At 60.9% G+C, this 15,482-nt stretch carries 15 protein-coding genes and 1 tRNA gene; 10 read left to right on the forward strand and 6 right to left on the reverse strand.

Features of this window, described 5'->3' with window-relative positions:
- Positions 1 to 32 precede the first annotated feature (32 nt).
- Positions 33 to 1,067: a substrate-binding domain-containing protein gene (locus HGP12_RS22950; protein ID WP_168841126.1), complete on the reverse strand. Its 1,035-nt coding sequence runs from the start codon at positions 1,065 to 1,067 to the stop codon at positions 33 to 35.
- A gap of 184 nt (positions 1,068 to 1,251) precedes the next feature.
- Positions 1,252 to 2,508, reverse strand: a complete 1,257-nt coding sequence (gene phoR, locus HGP12_RS22955; protein ID WP_168841127.1) for a phosphate regulon sensor histidine kinase PhoR — start codon at positions 2,506 to 2,508, stop codon at positions 1,252 to 1,254.
- Positions 2,509 to 2,752: 244 nt separating this feature from the next.
- Here phoR and ppk2 point away from each other — a divergent pair, with 244 nt between their 5' ends.
- Positions 2,753 to 3,634: a polyphosphate kinase 2 gene (gene ppk2, locus HGP12_RS22960; RefSeq protein ID WP_168841128.1), complete on the forward strand. Its 882-nt coding sequence runs from the start codon at positions 2,753 to 2,755 to the stop codon at positions 3,632 to 3,634.
- A 127-nt stretch (positions 3,635 to 3,761) separates the two neighbouring features.
- Here ppk2 and HGP12_RS22965 read toward each other — a convergent pair whose 3' ends face one another.
- Entirely contained in the window at positions 3,762 to 5,000 is a 1,239-nt protein-coding gene (locus tag HGP12_RS22965) for a hypothetical protein (protein WP_168841129.1), read from the reverse strand.
- 371 nt (positions 5,001 to 5,371) lie between these two features.
- Between HGP12_RS22965 and HGP12_RS22970 the strand changes: the two genes are divergently transcribed.
- The 5 genes from HGP12_RS22970 (at position 5,372) to HGP12_RS22990 (ending at position 8,790) form a co-directional block, all read left to right on the forward strand.
- A complete protein-coding gene (locus HGP12_RS22970) occupies positions 5,372 to 6,331 on the forward strand; it encodes an NAD(P)H-dependent flavin oxidoreductase (RefSeq protein ID WP_168841130.1) in 960 nt (319 codons plus the stop codon).
- A gap of 138 nt (positions 6,332 to 6,469) precedes the next feature.
- A tRNA-Thr gene (locus tag HGP12_RS22975) sits at positions 6,470 to 6,545 on the forward strand.
- Positions 6,546 to 6,733: 188 nt separating this feature from the next.
- On the forward strand, positions 6,734 to 7,216 hold the full coding sequence (locus HGP12_RS22980; protein WP_168841131.1) for a hypothetical protein: 483 nt from the start codon (positions 6,734 to 6,736) through the stop codon (positions 7,214 to 7,216).
- Positions 7,217 to 7,456: 240 nt separating this feature from the next.
- On the forward strand, positions 7,457 to 8,335 hold the full coding sequence (locus HGP12_RS22985; protein ID WP_168841132.1) for a glycosyltransferase family 2 protein: 879 nt from the start codon (positions 7,457 to 7,459) through the stop codon (positions 8,333 to 8,335).
- A gap of 155 nt (positions 8,336 to 8,490) precedes the next feature.
- On the forward strand, positions 8,491 to 8,790 hold the full coding sequence (locus HGP12_RS22990) for a putative quinol monooxygenase (RefSeq protein ID WP_168841133.1): 300 nt from the start codon (positions 8,491 to 8,493) through the stop codon (positions 8,788 to 8,790).
- A 61-nt stretch (positions 8,791 to 8,851) separates the two neighbouring features.
- On the opposite strand, the gene HGP12_RS33805 is transcribed toward HGP12_RS22990, so the two are convergent.
- From HGP12_RS33805 to HGP12_RS23005, 3 genes are all read right to left on the reverse strand, one after another.
- A complete protein-coding gene (locus tag HGP12_RS33805; protein WP_205926597.1) occupies positions 8,852 to 9,244 on the reverse strand; it encodes a hypothetical protein in 393 nt (130 codons plus the stop codon).
- Positions 9,245 to 9,557: 313 nt separating this feature from the next.
- Positions 9,558 to 9,791, reverse strand: a complete 234-nt coding sequence (locus HGP12_RS23000; protein ID WP_168841134.1) for a hypothetical protein — start codon at positions 9,789 to 9,791, stop codon at positions 9,558 to 9,560.
- Positions 9,792 to 9,884: 93 nt separating this feature from the next.
- The gene (locus HGP12_RS23005; protein WP_168841135.1) at positions 9,885 to 11,111 is read right to left on the reverse strand and encodes a LysR family transcriptional regulator; all 1,227 of its coding nucleotides are present in this window, start codon (positions 11,109 to 11,111) and stop codon (positions 9,885 to 9,887) included.
- Between the two features lie 447 nt (positions 11,112 to 11,558).
- Between HGP12_RS23005 and HGP12_RS23010 the strand changes: the two genes are divergently transcribed.
- The 4 genes from HGP12_RS23010 (at position 11,559) to HGP12_RS23025 (ending at position 15,445) form a co-directional block, all read left to right on the forward strand.
- Complete coding sequence (locus tag HGP12_RS23010; RefSeq protein ID WP_168841136.1) at positions 11,559 to 12,467, forward strand: ABC transporter substrate-binding protein; 909 nt, start codon at positions 11,559 to 11,561, stop codon at positions 12,465 to 12,467.
- A gap of 121 nt (positions 12,468 to 12,588) precedes the next feature.
- Positions 12,589 to 13,755, forward strand: a complete 1,167-nt coding sequence (locus tag HGP12_RS23015) for an ABC transporter permease (RefSeq protein WP_168841137.1) — start codon at positions 12,589 to 12,591, stop codon at positions 13,753 to 13,755.
- Positions 13,756 to 13,760: 5 nt separating this feature from the next.
- A complete protein-coding gene (locus tag HGP12_RS23020) occupies positions 13,761 to 14,699 on the forward strand; it encodes an ABC transporter ATP-binding protein (RefSeq protein ID WP_246703520.1) in 939 nt (312 codons plus the stop codon).
- Positions 14,696 to 15,445: an ABC transporter permease gene (locus tag HGP12_RS23025; protein WP_168841139.1), complete on the forward strand. Its 750-nt coding sequence runs from the start codon at positions 14,696 to 14,698 to the stop codon at positions 15,443 to 15,445. The genes HGP12_RS23020 and HGP12_RS23025 overlap by 4 nt, the downstream gene beginning before the upstream one ends.
- Positions 15,446 to 15,482 lie beyond the last annotated feature (37 nt).

Genomic DNA, 15,482 nt, shown 5'->3' on the forward strand with positions numbered 1-15,482 from the left:
TCGGGCCGCGCCGCCGCTCAGTCCTTACGCATTCACATGATCTTCCCGTCCGCGAAATCCTTGCGGATCCGGTCGCGCTCGGTATCCGGCGCCGGCACGAGGCCATACTCCGCCAGCGGGCTGTCCGGTCCGATCATCTGATCGCTCGTGAAGAAATCGACATATTCCTTGAGCCCGGGGATGACACCCAGATGGGCTTTCTTGACGTAGAAGAACAGCGGACGCGACACAGGATAGGTGCCATCGGCAATCGTCTGACCCGAGGGCACGATGCCGCTGACGGTGGCGACCCTCAGCTTGTCGGCATTATTCTGGAAGAAATAGAGGCCGAAAACACCGATACCGTGCTTGTTGGCATTGATGCGTGCCAGCGTCTCGGGATAGTCGCCGTCGATATCGACCGCAACACCGTCCTTGCGCACGGCAATGCACTTTTCGGCCTGCTGGTCGGCAGCCTTGACCGCAGCCTTGATCACATCAACCGCGCCGGAGGTCTTGCAACCGGCTGCAAGCACCTTTTCCTCGAAGACTTCTCGCGTGCCGTGCTTCTCGCCCGGAATATAGGCTGATATTTCGAAATCCGGCAGCGACGGATTGATCTCGGACCACTTCTTGTAGGGGTTGGTAACCAGCTTGCCATCGACGACCACCTCGGCAGCCAGCGCCTCGTAGAGATCGACCGGCCCGAACTTGATGTCCGGATTGCTCTTGTCGAAGGCGAAAACGATGCCGTCATAGCCGATCTTGATCTGCTGGATGTCCGCGACGCCGGCAGCCTTGCAGGCTTGGACTTCACCGTCCTTGATCGGGCGCGACGAATTGGCGATATCGATGGAATCCGTTCCCACACCCTTACAGAATTCCTTCAGGCCGGCTCCGGAGCCGCCGGACTCCACAACGGGGGTCTTGAAGTTGGTAAAGGTCTCGCCAAAGGACTCGGCGACGATCTTGGCATACGGAAATACCGTGGATGAGCCGGCGATCTGAATTTGATCGCGCGCCTCGGCAGCACCTGAAAAAGGAGCCGACGCAACCAGCGCAAGAATGGATAATTTCAAAGCGTTCATAATGAATCCCCTAATGAGCTTTGAAGAGCGCCGCGGCGGACGCCACATCCACCTTTTCAGCGATCCATTCTTACCGGCGAAAACACCGCCCTTTTATGTCAGGCGAGTGAAACAATTATGACAGTTCATCTACCTGATATTGTTAAGATAAATCTGACCGGAAATGGGGGATTCACAGAAGCTTTCAGAAACGGACCGTAAAGTCGGTTCCCTTCCCCACTTCGGACTTGACGATCAATCTGGCGCGATGGCGGGTGAGAATGTGCTTGACGATGGCAAGCCCGAGACCAGTGCCCTTCTTGGAGCGGCTGTCCTCAACGTTTACGCGATAGAAGCGCTCGGTCAGACGCGGCACATGTTCCGCGGGAATCCCCGGCCCCTTGTCGGAGATGACGACCTCGACGGCCTGGCCCGCGTCGATCCGGACCGAAACATCGACCGCCTTGCCTTCCTGACCGTATTTGCAGGCGTTCTCGATCAGGTTTTCGAAGACTTGCACCAGCTCGTCGCGATCGCCCGATACCTCGACCTTGCCGGCCGGCAAATGCAGGTTGATCGAGACGTCGAGATCTCCGGCAAGGGGAAGCAGCGAGTCGCGCACGTGGCCGAGCAGCGGCACCAGATCCACCTTCTGATCCGGCGCGATATGCGACTTCAGCTCCAGCCTGGACAGCGACAGCAGGTCGTCGACCAGCCGGCTCATGCGCGTCGTCTGGTCCAGCATGATTCCAAGGAAGCGCTGCTGAGCCTTCGGATCCGATTTGGCAGGCCCCTGGATCGTCTCGATGAAGCCCCGCAGCGACGCGAGCGGCGTGCGCAATTCATGGCTGGCATTGGCGACGAAATCGGAGCGCATGCGATCGATATGGCGCAGCTCGGATATATCGCGGAAGGAGAGCAGGAAAAACGCTTCCTGCGGCGCATCGGTCTCCGGCACGTCGATGGGCGCGATGCGGACGATATAGACCCGCTCCGAGGGCAGGCGCTCGGAATGCTCGATCTGGTTCGGCGTGTTGGTGGCGATGGTTTCGCGAACCATGTCGAGGAGGGCCGGCGAGCGCAGCTTCGAAGAAATATGGGCGCCGAGCGGAAACGCGCCGAAGGCTTTTTCGACGGCGGCATTTTGGAGCAGCACGGATGCCTCCCGGTCGATGATCAGCGCCGGCATATCGAGCGCCGCCAACCCTGAAAAAACGGTATGCAGCAGTGCCTGCGGATCGACGGGCGCCGGCTTAACCTGCGACGGCACCGCCACGCGCTCCACCAGCGGCGGGCGCAGCAGCGTGACGATCATGACGATGATCCAGATCCAGAATACGGCGCTGGTATTGATGCCTTCAATGAGCGCGAATATGGCGACGAGCGTCGCCAAGATGAGGATGGCAACCTCTTGCCGCAGCCGCGCCGCCAACTTCCTGACAAATGACCATTCGTCTTCCAAATGCGCCCGTCCCTTCGCCTACCGTCATGGAATGCTGGATTCCGCGTCTTAGACGTGATTCATGACAGAAGTATTCGGCTCTATCCACAGAAGCCGGCAACTGACAATAATAAATGTAGCCGGCAAAAGAGGAAGTGGGCAAAGGGCTTGAAACTATTGGATAAAAGCTCCAATTTCCCCGAAGAGCTTTTTGCCGCAGCCGAGCGGCAGGATTAACGAGGCGTAAACAACGAGGAGCCGATCTATGGGAGAGGAAGCCGAAAGCCGTGCGGTGGAGCTGGATATCCGTGGCACAAAGCGCATGTTCGATGTCGACGATCCCGTTCTGCCGAACTGGATCGACGAGGAAGCGCTGACATCAGGCGACTATCCCTACAAGAAGAAGCTCAAGGAGGAGGACTATCTGGACGAGCTGAAGGTGCTGCAGATCGAGCTCATCAAGGTGCAGTTCTGGCTGCAGGCGACCGGCAAGCGGGTGATGGCACTCTTCGAAGGGCGCGACGCGGCTGGCAAGGGCGGATCGATCGCCGCAACGTCGGCCCACATGAACCCTCGCCTTGCGCGCGTTGTGGCACTGACCAAGCCGACGGATCGCGAGGCCGGCCAATGGTATTTCCAGCGCTATGTCGCCCAGTTCCCGACTGCAGGCGAATTCGTGCTGTTCGACCGCTCATGGTACAACCGCGCGGGTGTCGAGCCGGTCATGGGCTTCTGCACCCCGCAGCAATACGAGCAGTTCCTGAAGCAAGCCCCCAGGATGGAAAAGCTCATCGTCCAGGACGGCATCCATTTCTTCAAATTCTATCTCGATATCGGCCGGGAGATGCAGCTGAAGCGCTTCCACGACCGGCGCCACGATCCGCGCGCGGTCTGGAAACTTTCCTCGATGGATATCGCCGCCCTGCCGAAATGGAAGGATTACAGCGAAAAGCGCGATCGCATGCTGGAGGAAACCCATACCGATCATGCGCCATGGACCGTCATCCGCGCCAACGACAAGCGGCGGGCGCGCCTGAACCTTATCCGTCACATTCTGCTGACGCTTGACTATGACGGCAAGGACAAGAAAGCCATCGGCGAGATCGACGACAAGATCCTTGACACGGGAGCAGGTTTTTTCAAATAGGCGAGAGACTGTACGAGCCGTAGGTCAGGAGCATTCCGGTTTTCTTCGAATCGCGAAAACGCTCCATCTTCTTATTTCTCAATGCATTCCGGACGGAAAACCGCTGCGCATTTTTCCTGGAAATGCTTTATTGCCCGGGCAGAACGCGGATGGCGTAGACATTGACGCCGCGAGCCTTGCCGTCGACATCGCTGTTGATGATGAGGCGGCCGGGACTGGTCGGCGCCAGCGAGCGATCGAACTGAACCTGGAAGAGCGCATCCGTCTTCTGGCGGCTGACGGTGAAGCGATGGCGTCCGCAGCGGCCAAGCGAACCGAAATCGCATTCCACGGTGATCTGCGTCGCTGCGTCCGAGGTGGACTGCAGCGTCAGTGCGACCGTCGATGCCTTGCCTGCCATCTGCTGCAGCACATTGACGGGCACTTCGACCGTCGCATTGCCATCCGAACCGCTGCTGAGCGAGGTCAGCCGCACGGCCGGCCCCTCATTTTCCGAGATATTTTCCGCCTTCGACTGCTGGCCGGTTGCGACCTTCTGCGCGTCCGTCGGCTTCAGGACTTCGACCCATTCGTCGGAAAAGCTGTTCTGCGGGTCGATGGTCGCCAGTCCAGGGTTGACGGGACCGCTGTTATCGTCCTCGTCGGACGTATCTTCATCGCCGCTATTGCCGCTGAAATCCTGCGAATCGACATGGGCCGGCGGGTTGCGCACGCTCGTATCCCTCTGCGCGGCGGACATGAACACGCCTGATGTCTTGATCCACCAGGCGCCGACACCAAGGAAGGCCAGCAGGATGCAGAAGATCAGCAGGCGCGAGAAGAACTTGCGGGGTTTGCGGCGCACGGCGGCCCGCTCAGGCTTGAAGTTCATCGATCGGGCCGGGGCCGGCGCATCTGCCGCCGGTCGCGGATCGCTATCCGCGCCGAGATGATCGGCGGGTCCGGCGCGCATGTCGCCGAAATCGCTCTCATGCGCCGCGGGCTCCGCCGACACCGGCTCGGCCGCCGCGGGTGCGCGCGCCGAAAGCGGCGGATCGCGGGTTTCACCGCGCACGCTCATGACCGGATCCGGCCGCTGCACGGTTTCCGACCCAGGCGGAGCGGAGGAAACATGCGGGGCGTCGAGCTCCGGCGAAACGGGCACCTCCTGCGCCGGGCGGGTGCGCTCTTCGGCCTCGATCTGCCGGATCGTCGCTTCCAGCCGCTGACGCTGGCCGGCGACGACGTCGATATCGGTAATGTCCTGCTTGCGAAGACCGGCTTCCAGCGCCTGCCGTGCCGATTGATAGATGCGAGCCCGGATCTCCGGATTGGCGCGATCGGACCGCTCCAACGCGCTTCTGATAGCCGTTTCTAATCCGCTCACATCAGGTCCTTTACTCTTACTCGCGGCATACTCGCATACTCCACGAGCAAGACAGCCATATTTTATCATTCGTTAACCGGATTCGGTAACGTCCCATCCGGCAATACGCAAGCCTCCGGCGGGAGCCGCGGGCACTCGGGCGGGGATAAATGGCAAAGACGACGCAAATGGGGTGGAGGGAGGCATCGGCAGTAGGCAGTAGGCAGTAGGCAGTAGGGAAGAGCCTCAATCGCGGATGCGGTCAGTCACTATTGCCCACTGCCCACTGCCGACTGCCTGCTTCTGCCTGCTTCTTCCCCCATCTTCCCCTCGCACGCCACATCTGCTATCCCTTTGACGTTTTCGTAAACGTCAAATATCGGATGATGTTCATGGCCCTCCCCTCCATCCTGACCGAACGTCTGCGCCTGCCGGTCGTGGCTTCGCCTCTCTTCATCATCTCGCATCCGGCGCTGACGCTGGCGCAATGCAAGGCTGGCGTCGTCGGCTCCTTTCCGGCGCTCAACGCGCGCCCGGAAAGCCAGCTCGACGAGTGGCTGGCGATGATCACCGAGGATCTTGCCGCATACAATGCCGCAAATCCGGAGCGGCCGGCAGCTCCATTTGCGGTCAATCAGATCGTCCATACGTCAAACAGGCGCCTGGAGCACGACCTCATGCTTTGCGTGAAGTACAAGGTGCCGATCGTCATTTCCTCGCTCGGCGCCGTGCCCGAGGTCAATGCGGCCGTGCATTCCTATGGCGGCATCGTGCTGCACGACATCATCAACAACCGGCATGCGAACTCGGCGATCCGCAAGGGTGCGGACGGGCTGATCGCCGTGGCGGCGGGTGCCGGCGGCCATGCCGGCCAGCTTTCGCCCTTCGCGCTCGTACAGGAGATCCGCGAATGGTTCGACGGACCGCTGCTGCTTGCCGGCGCCATCGCCACCGGCGGCGCCATTCTGGCGGCGCAGGCGGCCGGCGCTGATCTCGCCTATATCGGCTCGCCCTTCATCGCGACGGAGGAAGCGCGCGCCGCCGACGCCTACAAACAGGCGATCGTCGAGGGCACCGCCGTCGATGTCGTCTATTCCAACTATTTCACCGGGGTTCACGGCAATTATCTGAAGCCCTCGATCCGCGCCGCCGGCCTAGATCCCGACAATTTGCCCGAGGCCGACCCTTCGAAAATGGACTTCGAAGCCGCCACGACCGGCGTGAAAGCCTGGAAGGATATCTGGGGCTCCGGCCAGGGCATCAGCGCCGTCAAATCCATCCAGCCCGTTTCAGCACTCGTCGACCGGCTGGAGGCGGAATACCGGCAGGCACGCGCCCGGCTGTCGCTTTGATCGCCACCGAAATGCGGTGCTTTTTTCACAGGCGTCTCGCTTTTTTGCCAATTGGCGATTTGAGCGCTTGAAATCTGACCGCATAGACTGTATCAGCGCCATGCAAATCGCGGGGCCGAACCGAATGCTCCGCAGAATGCCGCTTTAGCTCAGTCGGTAGAGCACATCATTCGTAATGATGGGGTCACGTGTTCGAGTCACGTAAGCGGCACCATTTGTTTCCAAACACTTTACATCGAATGATCCGCGCTGCCGTTCCTTGGTGCCGCATTGCTCTGTATTCGTTGCTGCAATATCGCACTCCGAAGCGCCTATTCAGGGATCGGATGTCATCAAGAACAAAATAGGCTGCGCTCGACTTTTCGAAAGCGCGAGCCGAAGATGGCTGAACCGGAGACCTCAATGAAGCTCATGAACGCAATCGCTGCCACCGCCTATCTGGCAGCCGCTGGAACGGCGTTGGCAGCTCCTGCAGAGAAGCCGACGCATCTGCTCTGCAAGGGTGACGGCAACGACAATGTATACGTTCACCTGAATTCCAAAAAGCAGTTCGGCCATGTCCTCAGTTGCGTCAGCGGCCCGTTTATCTCCGGCATGACGCCTTGTGCGCCCAATGGCGGATACGGTCTTTCAGCGTCCACCGGATCAGCGGCTCTCGTCGGCGTCGTCATGCGCTCGCAGGAATATCAACGCCACCTCGGCGGTGTCACCGGATTCAACCGGCAAGGAGACGACATGACCTTCACCGGAGGTTTCATGGGGTCGAACGGCTTACAAACGTCCTGGACTTTGAAGCTTGATCCCGAAGGGAATGCGGTCGCTCGCGATAAGGAAGGCTCGACACCCTATAAATGCGCGCCTTACACACCCAGTGATTTCAAGTGAGCCAATTTAAAATCAGTGCGCGCGGCTGCAATCGGCCAGAAGCGTTCTTCGCAATTGATGGACCTGAAGTCCGACATCGGCGGCGACCACCGCACGCCCCTCCGACCGAATGCCTGACCGTCTCGCTGCCGGCGGATAGAACGGCTTTATGGCGATGCGTTGAATGCAGGCTATTAATACAACCAAAGATTCAGATTTCGATGGTTTTGTGCGCCTTGGGATAATACTCGGGGGATGCACATGAAGATTGCCGTTGGCGTGGCAACATGCGGTCGCAAGGCTATACTCGCCGCAATGATCGACAGGCTTGCGACACAGGAGCGCAAGCCGGATCACCTCTTCCTCTGCCCGGCCAAGCATGACGATATCGACATGGCGCGCTTGAGTTCTGCGCCTTTTCCGGTAACGGTCCTCTCCTCGCCCCAGGGGAGCTGCCCGCAACGCAATGCCATCATCGATGCGGCTGTCGGCATCGATGTGGTCGTCTTCTTCGATGACGATTTCTTCCCGGCAACGAACTATCTCGCCGAGGCGGAAGCCCTGTTCGAGGCCGATGAAGAGATCGTCGTGGCAACCGGCGAGGTCGTCCGTGACGGTATCCTTGGCCCGGGCCTGACGGCGGGAGAAGCCGACGAAGCGCTCGCAGCCGATGCCACTCCCTTTCCGGCACCGACGATCGAGGACACGCATAACGCCTATGGCTGCAACATGATCTTCCGCCGGAAGGCGATGCTCGCAAATGGTATCTATTTCGATGAGGATCTGCCGCTCTACGCCTGGCAGGAAGATGTCGACCTGTGCCGGCGGCTGCGTCCCTTCGGAAAGATCGTCAAGTTCAATCGCCTGCGCGGCGTCCATCTCGGCGTCAAGGCCGGGCGCACATCGGGCCTGCGCCTGGGATATTCCCAGGTCGCCAATCCGCTCTATCTCGTCAAGAAGCGCTCCGTCTCGCTGAAATGGGCGCTGAAACTGATGGGCGGCAATGTCGCCTCAAACCTCGCCGGCTCCGTCAGCCCGCCGCCCTATATCGACCGGCGCGGCCGTCTGCAGGGCAACCTCATCGCCTTCGGCCATCTGCTGAGCGGATCGCTGGATCCGAAGCATATCAACCGAATGTGAGGCCGCCCCGTTCGGCCGGATTCATCGCGCAACCAACAAAACCGAAGTTCGGCGTTTGGATGGCGCCGTTCCGTGATAGAGATTGAAACCGGCCGCGCAATCTGCGGCGCGTGTTATTCATCATCCCTATTGCCTATCGTTTCAAGGACATCATCATGATCCATGTTCTCGCCATCCTCACCGCGAAGCCCGGCAAGCGTGCCGAGGTGCTTAACGTCTTCCAGGCGAATGTTCCGGCCGTTCATGCCGAAGACGGCTGCATCGAATATTCCGCCGTCGTCGATGTCGAGGGAGCAGATCCGGCCTTCGGGCCTGATACGTTCGTCGTGGTCGAGAAATGGGCAAGCATGGAGGCGCTGAAGGCCCATTCGGCGTCCGCGCATATGGCCGCTTACGGCGAGAAGGTGAAGCATCTGATGGCCGACCGCGCCGTTCATGTGCTGAACCCGGCTTGAGCCGATCCAGCCTCATCAGGAAACGGCGCCGAAAGGCGCCGTTTTGCCATCGGCCGGCTCGTCAGTTGTGCGAGAAGTGCGGCTGGCTGTAATAGCGCCAATGTCTGCCGCCGCCATGCCAGCCGTGGTAGCCGCCATGATAGTATCCACGGTCGCCGTCCCAGCTGTGGCGATGGTGGTGGTGAAATCCACCGAAGCCACCAAACAAACCGAACGAGTACAATGGCTGATAGCCGCCATAGTAGGGTTCGTCATAGCCATAATAGGGCCGGTAGTAATAGGGATATGGACGGTAATACGGGCGATAGTAGTGGCGAGGATAATAGTAGTGACTATAGACCATCACTCGGTGATAATGATGGTGCCAATGGTGGTGGTGACGACGCGCTTCGGCGTGGGTTGCAGGCAGCGCGAGCATGCCTAGCGCTATAAGCGCTGTTGCCAGAATTTTCATTTCCAGCCTCCTTGAACGCCGGACGCAAACGCGACTCGGATCATTCGCGTCGTCCGGACCAGATAATAAACGCAATTGAGCCTTCGATAGTTCCACTTTGGGGGTGGCCGGCAGGCACTTTCGCGGTGCCTTCTATCGCCCATAGGCCTGCGAAGCCTCCGCTCGTCGACCGCGATGGCGCAGGCGGCGAAATCGCAAGCTTAGCGTGAGGGCCATTGCGACGTTAACGGTCCGGCATGGGAGGTAATGGTCAATCGCGCGGGCTGTCAAAAAACGGCGCTCGAGGCGCCGTTTTCGCATCTATCCGCGATCGTCAGTTATGCGAGAAATGCGGCTGGCTGTGCCAGCGATGATGGCGTGACTGATGCCGCCAGCCGTAATGGTGATGCCAGCCATGATGCGGGCGATAATAATGATGGCGGTGGTGATGATGCCTCACGACCGGACGATGATGGTGCCAGCGGTGATGATGATCACGCGCCTCGGCGTAGGTAGCGGGTAAAGCGAGAATGCCAAATGCGATAAGCGCCGTTGCAAGAATTTTCATCTATGGTCTCCTTGGGTGCCGAACGAGCCCCCCGGCTGCGTACGCCCGGACTAACCTAACCTACCCGAACGCGAAAATGGCGCAATAGTTCCGCTAGCTTCGGGAGGGCAAGCGCTTTCGCGGCATCGCCATATCACCGACCAATTCGAGAACCGCCTGCTGGATCAGCCGGCAGGCTTCGACCGAGGCTTTGCGGCCATTATGGGCGAGATGATAGGACAATGGCAGGAGCTCATCCGGATCGACGATCCGGACCTTGTCGGCAATCGGCAAGGCGCTGACGCGGCCGAGAAACGAGACGTAACCGTGATTGGCGACGAGATCGACGATGACGGGCAGTGAGTCGGCCGAGGTGATGTCGCGGCCGCGAAACCGGCGGCGATCGCGGCTGTCATAACCGAAAGCGGTCGCGGCATTGCCGATGCCGGTGCGGGGACTCGGCACGCAGAGCGGATGGTTTTCCAAGAGCGCGGCAAACGTCTGCTCGGTGCTGTCGGGCGGGGCGATCGCCACCATGTCGGTCGCCACCAGCTCCATATGCTCGAAAGCATCGAGGCCGAAGACGGAATCGACGATGGCGACGTCGATGCGACCGGATCGAAGTGCTTCGCGCAGATCGTCGGCCGTCATCAGCAGCAGCGACAGCATGTTGCTGTTACCGCCGATGTTCCAGCGCGATACCAGGCTCGCCAGCGAGCGCGCCACCCAGCTTTCCGAGCCTGTGGGAATGATCGAGCCGATGCGCACGGCGCGGGCGGTTCGCTGGAAGCGCTCGTCCGCTGCTGCTTTCATCTCGTCCCAGGCCTGCGCAATGGCGGAGAGGATAGCATGAACTTCCTGTCCGGCCTCCGTCAGCACAGAACCCTGCGCCTGCCGGGCGAACAGGCGGCAGCCGAACAGTTCCTCCAGATTGGCAATCTGCAAAGAAAGTTGCGGCTGACCCAGTCTAAGGCGGCGGGCGGCGCGATTGATGCTGCCCTGATCGGCAACCTCAAGGAAGCGTTCGATGGTGGCGATCTTCAGCGGCAGGCGTGCGGCCCATTGGTCGTAGTTCTTTGGAGCCGGCGGTTCCTTCATCAGGGTCGAAAGCTGGCGCATGCCACTGAGAATGGGCTGCAGCCCCTTCTGAACCTTGGAACTCGCCAGAAGGGTCGCAAGCTCACCAGAGGCACGCTCGACAAGCTTCATGGCGAGCTCCGTTTCGAGCCGCCGCAGGGCACCGGAGACGGTCGATGCCGAAAAAGATAGCCGCCGCGCGGTCTCCCTCACCGAGCCGACGGAGAACACCATGTCGGCTACGAACAATGCGCCGAGATACAAATCAGATCCCTCTCAGCCGCGGCGCGTATCCTGGCTCGACCGCAGCAATATCAACGATATCCCGACAATATGACGTGTTCTCAAAAAAAGATATCCCTAAGCCGAAAAGCGACAGCTATCGTTTCTTTGTCGCCCCACTGATCCAGCCGCAAAAATGAGATCGGAACAGCGCCAAACGGGTAAGGGGAACAAAAACAAACGCACTTGCCCCCGAAAAAAGAAATCCAATTTCGCGCGAATGTCGAGTACGCTCGTCATAATCGCGCGACTGCAACGGGAATCCGGGGCGACATCGACTTTTCCGCGATGAGCGCTACGTGCCTGAAGCAGCCACGAATTCGCCTGTGGGCCGCCGGCCCGCTCGAAGCCTGCTTGTCCGGACTGCGGCCTTGCCAGGCGGCACGGGCAAGCGGAACAAAGATTTAACGGGGTACAAAGGGAAACATCATGTTCAAGAAGCTTGCACTTGCCGCCACGCTGACGGCCCTCCTTGCCAGTGGCGCCAGCGCCGCCGACGTCGTCGTTTCCTCAAAGATCGACACCGAAGGAACGCTGCTCGGCAACATCATCCTCACAGCACTCAACGCCAACGGCATCAAGGCGCAGGATCGCATCGCGCTCGGCACGACGCCGGTCGTGCGCAAGGCGATCACCGCTGGCGAGATCGATATATATGCCGAATACACAGGCAATGCCGGCTTCTTCTTCAACAAGGCCGACGATGCCGCCTGGAAGAACCTGCAGCAGGGCTACGACCTCGCCAAGAAGCTGGACTACGACGCCAACAAGATCGTCTGGCTGACGCCGTCGCCCGCCAACAACACCTGGGCGATCGCCGTGCGCAACGATGTCGCCGGCCCGGCCAAGCTGAAGACCATGTCCGATTTCGGCAAGTGGATTTCCGGCGGCGGCGCGGTCAAGATCGCCGCCTCCTCCGAGTTCGTCAATTCTCCGGCGGCCCTGCCGGCCTTCGAGACCACCTACAGCTTCAAGCTGAAGCCGGATCAGGAAGTCGTGCTCTCGGGCGGCGATACGGCGGCAACGATCAAGGCCGCGGCCGACCAGACCAACGGCGTCAACACAGCCATGGTCTACGGTACCGACGGCGCCATCGAAGCGGCCGAGCTGACCGTTCTCGAGGACGACAAGAGCGTGCAGCCGGTCTACGCTCCGACGCCGATCATCCGCGAAGCCGTGCTGAAGGCCAATCCGAAGATCGAAGAGGTTCTGGCTCCGATCTTCAAAGGCCTAACCGCCGACGTGCTGCGCAAGCTGAACGGCCGCATTCAGGTCGATGGCGAGCCGGCCAAGGCCGTTGCCGAATCCTACCTCAAGGACAATGGTTTCCTGAAGTAAAGCTTTGCCGCTGCTCCGGCGGCCCCATTTTGATAAAGTGGGGCCGCGGACATTCGAATGGGCATGGTCTTGTCCGAACCAGCCTTGAATTCTGGGCTCATGCGCTGACGGAGCTTGCCTGATGGAAGATGCGCTAGCGGTCCGCCGAGTAGACCGTCTCGGAGTGGTGCTGGTGGCGGGCGGCGCGCTGGCAATGGCCTGGATGCCGTTCATCATCGTCAAGGCGAACCGCATCGCCGCCGGCAAGCCTCAGCTGCTGACCCAGCTCATAAGTCAGCCGTCCGCCATAATCTTGCTCGTCCTTCTCGCCGCGGCGGCGCTTGCGGCACTTTTCCTGCAGAATCAGATCATCCGCCTCGGCATCGCCACGCTCGCGATCGCCATGCTCATCGTCACGCTCGGTCTCGTCTCGACTGCCGCGACCCCGGCGGCGAACACCGTGGCCCGCATCACGCCCGGCGGCTCTTTCTGGGTGTTGCTGGCCGTCGTGGGGCTGATGATCTCGGATGCCCTGGTGAAGCTGCGGCTGACGCCATGGCTGAGGGTCGCGGCGCTGGCGCTCTATGCCGCCCTGCTCGCCGCCGTCCTGCGCTCCGGCCTGCTCGACAATCTCTCGATCATGAAGGAATACGCCAACAATGCCGACAAGTTCTGGCACGAAGCGCTTGGCCATGTCTTCCTCTCCCTCGGCTCCGTCGCCATCGCCATCGTGCTTGCGCTGCCGCTCGGCATCTTCTGCTACTGGCAGCCGCGCATCCGCGCCGTGGTGCTGCGGGCGCTGAGCCTGGTGCAGACCATCCCGAGCCTGGCGCTGTTCGGCATTCTGATGCTGCCGCTCGGCTATATCGCCGCCAATGTGCCCTTCGCCGCCGCGATCGGCATAAAGGGCATCGGCGTGGCGCCGGCGCTGGTGGCGCTGATCATCTATTCGCTATTGCCGATCGTCGCCAATACAGTCGTCGGCCTTGCCGGCGTCGACCCTTCCGTGCGCGATTCCGCCGCCGGCATGGGCTTGACGCGCCGGCAGATCCTGACCGGCATCGACCTGCCGCTCGCCTTTCCGGTCATCCTCACCGGCATCCGCATCGTGCTGGTGCAGGCAATCGGCCTCGTCACCGTGGCGGCGCTGATCGGCGGCGGCGGCTTCGGCCTCTTCATCTTCCAGGGCATCGGCCAGACGGCCAATGACCTCGTGCTGCTCGGCGCCGTGCCGACGGTCTTTTTAGCCTTCTCATCGGCCGTCATCCTCGATGCGGTCATCGACAGCATCCGGGGACAACGCGCATGACCAACATGATCGAGCTCAAGGGCGTTACCAAGCGTTATGGCAGCGCCACCGTGGTCGACAATGTCAGCATGAGCATGGAAAAGGGCACGATCACCGTCATCGTCGGCACCTCCGGTTCCGGCAAGTCGACGCTGATGCGCATGATCAACCGGCTGGTGCCGATATCGGAAGGCCGCATCTCTGTTGCCGGCGAGGATATCATGAACGTGCCGGCGACCGAGCTTCGCCGCCGCATCGGCTATGCCATCCAGGGCCATGGGCTGTTTCCGCATCGCACGGTCGCGCAGAATATCGCCACCGTCCCAGAGCTGCTCGGCTGGGAGAAGACCCGCATCGACAGTCGCGTCGAAGAACTCCTCAATCTCTTCCATCTCGACCCCGGCACCTTTGCCGGCAAATATCCGAGCCAGCTTTCCGGCGGCCAGCAGCAGCGCGTCGGCGTCGCACGCGCGCTTGCGGCCGAGCCCGAGCTGCTTTTGATGGACGAGCCCTTCGGTGCACTCGATCCCGTCATCCGCGGCAAGGCGCAGGATGATCTGCTCGCCATCCAGAAGCAGTTCGGCACGACCGTCATTCTCGTGACCCACGACATGGACGAGGCCTTCCATCTCGGCGACCGGATCGCCGTCATGAGTGAAGGCAAATTGCTGCAATGCTCCGAGCCGGAGAAGATCCTGACCGAGCCGGCCGATCCTTTCGTGCAGCAGCTGACCGGCACATCCGACCGAGCCTTGAAGCTGATGTCGCTGCTGCCGCTCAAGGAAAGCATGCAGCCGCCTCGGCCCGGTCTCGGCCACAGCCTGCCGCAGACGCTCAACCTCCGCGACGCCCTGGCCGAATTGATCTGGCAGGGCGCGGACGAAGCGACGGTCGAGGACGAGCGCAAGATGCCTGTCGGTTCGATCTCGATCCGGCATCTGATCGAGTTGGGCCGCAAAGCATGAAATTTCTCGCCGCCAATCTCTTTCGCTTCCTCGCGCTGGCGCTGCTGCTGGTGCTGCTGTTTCGTCCGGAGTGGCTAACGCCCATTCTTGCGCCGCTGACCAAATTCGGGGCGTCGCCGATCTATACGCAGAACAGCCTGCCGAGCCTGGCGCTCAGCCATCTCGAGCTGATCCTGATCTCGATTGCGGCAAGCGGGATCCTGGCCGTTCTCGGCGGCATCTTCGTCACACGGCCGATCGGCGCCGATTTCCTGCCGCTGTCGCGGGCGATCGCCAATGCCGGGCAGACCTTCCCGCCGGTTGCCGTGCTGGCGCTTGCGATCTCGACCACCGGCTTCGGCGCGGTGCCTACCTTGATCGCGCTTTTCCTTTATGCGCTGCTGCCGATCTTCGAAAACACGGTTGCCGGCCTGCAGCAGGTGCCGGCCTCGGTGATCGATGCCGCCGACGGCATGGGCATGAGCGGCTGGCAACGCCTGTTCCGCGTCGAGCTGCCGCTTGCCCTGCCACTAATCATCGAGGGGCTGAAGATCGCGACCGTCATCAATATCGGCACCGCCACGATCGGCTCCACCGTCGCCGCCAAGGGGCTCGGCGAAGTCATCATCGCCGGGCTGATCAACGACAACACCGCTTTCATCCTGCAGGGCGGCCTGATCGTCGGCCTGATGGCGGTGCTGATCTATGACGGCATGGAAATGATCGAGCGGTCAGTCACCAGCAAGATCGGATTGCAATCCCATTGAGAGCGAAGGCCGCCACCAGCCCTTACGACCGGCGCCG

Origin of the sequence: Rhizobium sp. P28RR-XV (assembly GCF_012641385.1) — a bacterium.
Classification (GTDB): domain Bacteria; phylum Pseudomonadota; class Alphaproteobacteria; order Rhizobiales; family Rhizobiaceae; genus Rhizobium.

What these genes read in the sequence shown, in the direction of transcription:
- HGP12_RS22985 (WP_168841132.1), top strand. Translation starts at nt 7,457, where the DNA reads ATGAAGATTGCCGTTGGCGTGGCAACATGCGGTCGCAAGGCTATACTC.
- HGP12_RS33805 (WP_205926597.1), bottom strand. Translation starts at nt 9,244, where the DNA reads ATGAAAATTCTGGCAACAGCGCTTATAGCGCTAGGCATGCTCGCGCTG.
- HGP12_RS23015 (WP_168841137.1), top strand. Translation starts at nt 12,589, where the DNA reads ATGGAAGATGCGCTAGCGGTCCGCCGAGTAGACCGTCTCGGAGTGGTG.
- HGP12_RS23025 (WP_168841139.1), top strand. Translation starts at nt 14,696, where the DNA reads ATGAAATTTCTCGCCGCCAATCTCTTTCGCTTCCTCGCGCTGGCGCTG.
- HGP12_RS23000 (WP_168841134.1), bottom strand. Translation starts at nt 9,791, where the DNA reads ATGAAAATTCTTGCAACGGCGCTTATCGCATTTGGCATTCTCGCTTTA.
- HGP12_RS22980 (WP_168841131.1), top strand. Translation starts at nt 6,734, where the DNA reads ATGAAGCTCATGAACGCAATCGCTGCCACCGCCTATCTGGCAGCCGCT.
- HGP12_RS22950 (WP_168841126.1), bottom strand. Translation starts at nt 1,067, where the DNA reads ATGAACGCTTTGAAATTATCCATTCTTGCGCTGGTTGCGTCGGCTCCT.
- HGP12_RS22970 (WP_168841130.1), top strand. Translation starts at nt 5,372, where the DNA reads ATGGCCCTCCCCTCCATCCTGACCGAACGTCTGCGCCTGCCGGTCGTG.
- HGP12_RS23020 (WP_246703520.1), top strand. Translation starts at nt 13,761, where the DNA reads ATGATCGAGCTCAAGGGCGTTACCAAGCGTTATGGCAGCGCCACCGTG.
- ppk2 (WP_168841128.1), top strand. Translation starts at nt 2,753, where the DNA reads ATGGGAGAGGAAGCCGAAAGCCGTGCGGTGGAGCTGGATATCCGTGGC.
- HGP12_RS22990 (WP_168841133.1), top strand. Translation starts at nt 8,491, where the DNA reads ATGATCCATGTTCTCGCCATCCTCACCGCGAAGCCCGGCAAGCGTGCC.
- HGP12_RS23010 (WP_168841136.1), top strand. Translation starts at nt 11,559, where the DNA reads ATGTTCAAGAAGCTTGCACTTGCCGCCACGCTGACGGCCCTCCTTGCC.